Source organism: Caballeronia arationis (assembly GCF_001544975.2).
Taxonomy (GTDB): domain Bacteria; phylum Pseudomonadota; class Gammaproteobacteria; order Burkholderiales; family Burkholderiaceae; genus Caballeronia; species Caballeronia arationis.
Genome location: NZ_FCOG02000260.1, coordinates 1 through 4,774 on the forward strand (window position 1 = coordinate 1; position 4,774 = coordinate 4,774).

Annotated in this window: 6 protein-coding genes; 3 read left to right on the top strand and 3 right to left on the bottom strand. The window is 59.3% G+C overall.

Annotation, left to right across the window (positions count from 1 at the left end):
* Nucleotides 1-467 (bottom strand): site-specific integrase (locus AWB81_RS40475; protein WP_510183684.1); only part of this gene is annotated, 467 nt, incomplete at its 3' end.
* A 47-nt stretch (nucleotides 468-514) separates the two neighbouring features.
* Entirely contained in the window at nucleotides 515-1,213 is a 699-nt protein-coding gene (locus AWB81_RS40480) for a nucleoside 2-deoxyribosyltransferase (protein ID WP_087135553.1), read from the bottom strand.
* Between the two features lie 306 nt (nucleotides 1,214-1,519).
* Between AWB81_RS40480 and AWB81_RS40485 the strand changes: the two genes are divergently transcribed.
* From AWB81_RS40485 to flgM, 3 genes are all read left to right on the top strand, one after another.
* On the top strand, nucleotides 1,520-3,214 hold the full coding sequence (locus tag AWB81_RS40485) for a methyl-accepting chemotaxis protein (protein ID WP_062643996.1): 1,695 nt from the start codon (nucleotides 1,520-1,522) through the stop codon (nucleotides 3,212-3,214).
* Between the two features lie 150 nt (nucleotides 3,215-3,364).
* Nucleotides 3,365-3,811 (top strand): response regulator, encoded by a 447-nt coding sequence (locus AWB81_RS40490; protein ID WP_087135552.1) that lies wholly within the window; start codon nucleotides 3,365-3,367, stop codon nucleotides 3,809-3,811.
* Nucleotides 3,812-3,978: 167 nt separating this feature from the next.
* Entirely contained in the window at nucleotides 3,979-4,287 is a 309-nt protein-coding gene (gene flgM, locus AWB81_RS40495; protein ID WP_062643998.1) for a flagellar biosynthesis anti-sigma factor FlgM, read from the top strand.
* A 67-nt stretch (nucleotides 4,288-4,354) separates the two neighbouring features.
* On the opposite strand, the gene AWB81_RS40500 is transcribed toward flgM, so the two are convergent.
* Entirely contained in the window at nucleotides 4,355-4,657 is a 303-nt protein-coding gene (locus tag AWB81_RS40500; protein ID WP_062644000.1) for a hypothetical protein, read from the bottom strand.
* Between the last annotated feature and the right edge of the window lie 117 nt (nucleotides 4,658-4,774).

Below are 4,774 nucleotides of genomic sequence, written 5' to 3' on the forward strand. Positions count from 1 at the left end.
GCAACGATCGCCGTATTTCTCAGTTCCTTGAACGCCGCATCTTCCGTCGAGACGCATACCGCCTGTAATCGCGCATCCTCTTCCGACGACAGGTAGATCGGCCTTGGTTCGTCTTCTGGCCAGTTCTCGTTGACGAGCATCTGCGCGGCCGGATTGTCGGCACGCAACTCGATATTGACGAGGTGGCGCGTGAACCGATCGATCAGCTTGAGATAGCGCAGGCGCGTCGTTGTGCCCGGTGCGCAGTCCTGCGCGAGGTCGGTGAAGAAGCCGTCGAGGTGGTCCGCGCCGTAGTTCGCCACAGTCACGCGGTGCGCGGTCAGATAGTCGTTGAACCGCGAAAACATCGATCGATGCTGAACGATCGACTGGTCGGCGAACGCGCGGCGATCGGCACCGGTAGCTTCCTCCCGTTGCCATTGCGCATAAGCGTCTTCCGGTGCGGTAAGCCAAAGATCGTCAGACATAGAAGTCGATATACTGAAGTTCGCTCAACCCAAACCCTACAGCGAAGCTAACGCTTCGCCAACCTCGAGCCACCAAAGCCGGGGGTGCCGTCGTCGACCAGGCTCCTAATGGCATCGAGGCAAGCAGCCGGCCCGCCTACGACAATCTGCGCGGAGCAAGCGAGCATCAGATTGACGCTCAGGCCGAAGTCCTCAATGAGATAGCCGCCGGCACAGAAAGCGCCTTCGTTTTCAGTCGCTGCTGCCTCAACGCGTTGAGCGAGCGTCGCTTCGGTTGACCGATACGCCCACACCGGTTTGCCGAGCGCGACAGCGAAGCCAACTTCGAACGCAGTGCCGCAGTCCGGCTCGCCCGCGCCCCGGAAGTCATCGAGATTCGCCATTACGATATCGGCCGAACGGATCAATTCGATGTTCGCGGCATATATCCATCGCGCAGCGTCTTGCCTTTGAAGCAAGGAGGGCACTTGCCCGTCGAGCGGATAGAGCCCGACAAAACCGCGATCGCGGCAGAGCTGCTTGAGGTGCTCGCCGTAATCCTTGGCGTTCCGGCGAAAGACGTCAAAGCCCGCGAGGTAGATGCGTGGCTCGCTCGCGGCGCGTTCGATCGGCAGAGGAGAGGGGTCGATCCTTCCTTCTCGGACTCGGCGTTTGATTCGGTTTAGTTGCTTCTTCACAGCCAAGACGCTCTTGCCGAGACTGTTCGCGATCTGCTCGACCGGTAAGCCCTGATCGAGCAACTCCATTACGGCGCGCTGCGACTTCGTCGGATTTCTTTTGGACATCGGTTCGTGGCGTCGCTCTGCGGCTATTGATTCCTATGAGCTTACCAACAACCCCGTCGAGTCAAGTCAGCCGCACGTTGCCACAAGCTCAGCGAAAAGGCAGGAGCGCATGCAGTCATTGTTACCGACCCGTCATTAAATATCTTTTTTACTGCAGCTTGTGACGGTCGATGCCGATAGACATTGACCCTCTTCTAATCGAGAAGCGGCAGGCACCCGCCACTGCGCGATTGTGTTGCCTTACTTTGAGCGCTAGAACTAAGAACTATGAAGAACCTCACGATTCGGGCGCGGCTTGCGCTCACCATGGTTTTCCTCGGCTTTCTGCTGGCGCTCTCAGTCGGCTTTGGGTTGTACGGCATCACTGCTACCTATTCATCGGCCAAAGACATCGCTGACAATTCGCTGCCAGCGGTCAACGCTCTCGGCATATCGAACAACTACATCGCGCGTGCGCGGCTCGCGCTCGACCGCTATGCGTTGAACCCGGCGGACAAAGACGCCGGCGGACTGGTTGCACGCGCCAATGGCTTTATGCGCAAATCAGACGAGTGGTACAGCAAGTACGAGTCTGCCCCACGCGGAGCCGACGAGAACGCATTGGCAAAGAGCGTTGCGGAAGCTCGCGCCGACATGCGACAGGTCGTCAACAAATTCAGCGCTGCGATCGAAGCGGGCGACAAAGAGGCGATAGGCCGCATCGCGTTCCAGGATATGCCGACGTCCTACAACCGGTGTATCGAAGCCTTCGACAAGCTGCAGGATTTCCAACTCGCCGATGCGAAGCGTCAGACGGCCGAAAGCGACGCCCGCGTGTCGAAACTGCGCACACTTGGAGTGTTGGCATTGCTCGTGGGTCTTGCTACCGCAGCGCTTGGCTGGTTCGTCCTGCGCCGGGCCATCATGACGCCACTTGCCGAGGCGCTGAAGCACTTCGAGCACATTTCGAACGGCGACCTCACGCACGAGGTGTCGATTAAGACGCGCGACGAGATGGGGCAATTGCTTGCCGGCGTCGCGACCATGAAAGATAAATTGGTCGCCACGGTCGGGACTGTTCGGCTGAGCAGTGAGGCGATTGCCAGCGCCAGCAAACAGATCGCTGCTGGCAATACGGACCTGTCATCGCGCACGGAGGAGCAAGCGGCTTCTCTTCAGGAAACCGCCGCGAGCATGGAAGAGCTTACCTCCACGGTCAAGCAGAATTCCGAGAACGCCGTGCAGGCGAGCGGCCTGGCGGACAACGCCAACGTCGTAGCCAACGAGGGCAGTGCCATCGTCGGTCAGGTCGTCGACACGATGGCGGGCATCGAGGAGAGCTCCGCAAAGATCGCTGAGATCATCGCCATGATCGAAGGCATCGCCTTCCAAACGAACATCTTGGCGCTCAACGCGGCGGTCGAAGCGGCGCGCGCAGGCGAGCAAGGCCGTGGCTTTGCGGTAGTCGCGAGCGAGGTCCGAAGCCTCGCACAGCGCTCGTCAGCCGCTGCGAAGGAAATCAAAAGTTTGATCGAAACCTCCGGCGACCGAGTGCAAGCGGGTACGGAACTCGTCGCGCGGGCAGGGGAGACCATGCAGCGCGTCGGCACCGCTATCCAGCGCGTCACCGACATCATGGGTGAGATCGCTTCGGCTTCGAACGAGCAAAGCCGCGGCATCGAGCAGGTGAATCAAGCGATCTCCCAGATGGACGAGGTCACGCAGCAAAACGCGGCGCTCGTTGAGGAAGCAGCAGCAGCGGCAGGTTCGATGGAGGACCAAGCGAAGCAATTGACCGCAGCCGTCGCCGTGTTCCGCACTGGCCAAACGCTCTCCGTGTCGTCAACGAACAACTATGCGCCGCAGCCGACGCGGACAGCGACGCCCAAGAAATCGCCACCGGTGACGCGAGCGGCGAAGCCATCGCTTGCGGCCGCGCACCCGGTGCATACGGCGGCCGATGGCGATTGGGCGACGTTCTAAGCGTGGAAGACGATCTTGCCGCCGCTAATGCAGCAGCGGGGTCCGTCGGAAGGGCGCGACCGCCGATCGCCTGCGCACATAGCCTGATAGCGCTGTCGCCGGCATGGTCCGCCGTCGTTCATAAAAGTGATGAGAGAGAAGGATTAACCGATGGCGAATGGCGATACACGCTTGTTGGTGGTCGATGACTTGGCCACCATGCGCAGTTTGATTCGAAAAATGCTCAAGTCGATAGGTTATACGATCGTCGACGAAGCAGATGATGGCGTTGCAGCGCTTGAAAAGCTCAACACACAGCGGTTCGATCTCGTCATCACCGATTGGAACATGCCCAATATGGACGGGCTGTCCCTGCTGCAAGAGATCCGCAAGTCGGAGGATCATGCCGACCTTCCGGTACTGATGGTGACCGCTGAGAAAAGGCGCGAAAATGTCATCGCCGCAATCGGCGCCGGTGCTAACGGCTACATCGTAAAGCCGTTCTCAGAGGCCGCACTGGCCGACAAGCTGGCTCAGATTGCACCGCCCGCAACAACCGCCGCCCCAATGGATCGCGGCTCGTCCGTGTTCGGCGCTATCTTCAACGCCGCGACGTAGTCCGCCCGCTCACACTCTGTTTCAATTTGTTTCAAATGGGCGGAGACCTCGCCCAGCAAGGCTCTCCGGCTACCGATGAGGTGGTTGTGCACCCGCACGCCCCCTCGCACGGTAAAGATTTCAAAGCAGGCTCCGTTAAAAAACTGAAGCCAGCGAGAAACGAAACCATGAAGATCCAAACAAGCAGCGGCGCGGACACCTCACGCCAAATCGATATCCGGCGCGCGACGAACACTAATACCGACTACGCTTCCGTCACCGCACAACAGTCGAACGCCGTCACGGCAGGCAGTTCTGCCGTGAAGTTGTCGCCGTCTTCCACGTTGCACGGATCGAGCGCGACTGATATCGATACAGACAAAGTGGCAGCCATCAAAGCCGCACTGCGTGATGGTAGGTACAGCACCGATTCGGCCAGCATCGCGGACGGAATGCTGGGCTTGGCGCGTGACCTACTGCAAACCACGCCGCACTGACCAAAACGTCGGCGAGAGCGCCCCCAGGGTGCGTTCGTCCCGTGGGGTGAGAGCTGTGCTCGACCGGTCACATGCGGGCCAACAGGACTTGTTCCGCCTCAACAAGTAACGCTCGTGCGTACTCTGATGCGAAGACTTCGTCGTTGTGATCGGCGCGACCGAAAACCGTCGGATTCACATTTCGGGCCTCTTTGACAAACGCCGAGCGGACCGCGAGCGAAACGAATTCAACGTCAGCAACAATCCTTTCCGCGATATCGCTGATTTTGCCGATTCGAGTGCCGTCTTCCGACAAGATCGTCGCTCTCGCGTTGATACCGCGACGGGTCTTTGTGAAAACTATAGACGAGGCGTCGATACAAAAAGGCATCCCCTTTCTCCGTCTGGTAACGGCCGAGTGACATACTCGGCTCATTTCCAAGATTAGTGACGCGAAAGAGTTGTCAAGGCGGGGCGAGAGGTCCCGAACGCCTAATGGGAGGTGATT

What these genes read in the sequence shown, in the direction of transcription:
- AWB81_RS40480 (WP_087135553.1), bottom strand. Translation starts at nt 1,213, where the DNA reads ATGGAGTTGCTCGATCAGGGCTTACCGGTCGAGCAGATCGCGAACAGT.
- AWB81_RS40485 (WP_062643996.1), top strand. Translation starts at nt 1,520, where the DNA reads ATGAAGAACCTCACGATTCGGGCGCGGCTTGCGCTCACCATGGTTTTC.
- AWB81_RS40490 (WP_087135552.1), top strand. Translation starts at nt 3,365, where the DNA reads ATGGCGAATGGCGATACACGCTTGTTGGTGGTCGATGACTTGGCCACC.
- flgM (WP_062643998.1), top strand. Translation starts at nt 3,979, where the DNA reads ATGAAGATCCAAACAAGCAGCGGCGCGGACACCTCACGCCAAATCGAT.
- AWB81_RS40500 (WP_062644000.1), bottom strand. Translation starts at nt 4,657, where the DNA reads ATGCCTTTTTGTATCGACGCCTCGTCTATAGTTTTCACAAAGACCCGT.